General features: G+C 60.5%; 1 protein-coding gene. It reads left to right on the top strand.

Annotation, left to right across the window (positions count from 1 at the left end):
• Positions 1–52: 52 nt before the first annotated feature.
• Positions 53–276: class II aldolase/adducin family protein (locus NLU14_RS21690; protein ID WP_275710518.1), on the top strand; the 224-nt coding region annotated here is incomplete at its 3' end.

The following is a 276-nucleotide window of genomic DNA, read 5'->3' as shown; positions in this document are numbered from 1 at the left end:
CAAGCTGAATGGGAACGCGGACAATTAACGGTCCCGTATAGGAGGCCTTCCCATGAAACTCGACTATCTTCCCCCCGCCGATCAGATCATCGAGATGATCGGCCGCATCTACCGGTTCGGCATGACGACGACGTCCGGCGGCAATCTGTCCGTCCTGGACGACGACGGCGATATATGGATTACGCCCGCTGGCGTTGACAAAGGCGCCCTGCGCAGGGAAGATATCGTGCGCGTACGCGCGGACGGAAGCCATGCGGGCTTGCACAAGCCGTCGAG

The sequence above is a fragment of the Marinobacter iranensis genome, from assembly GCF_029207565.1.
GTDB lineage: Bacteria > Pseudomonadota > Gammaproteobacteria > Pseudomonadales > Oleiphilaceae > Marinobacter > Marinobacter iranensis.
This window is presented reverse-complemented; position numbering and strand designations above follow the sequence as displayed.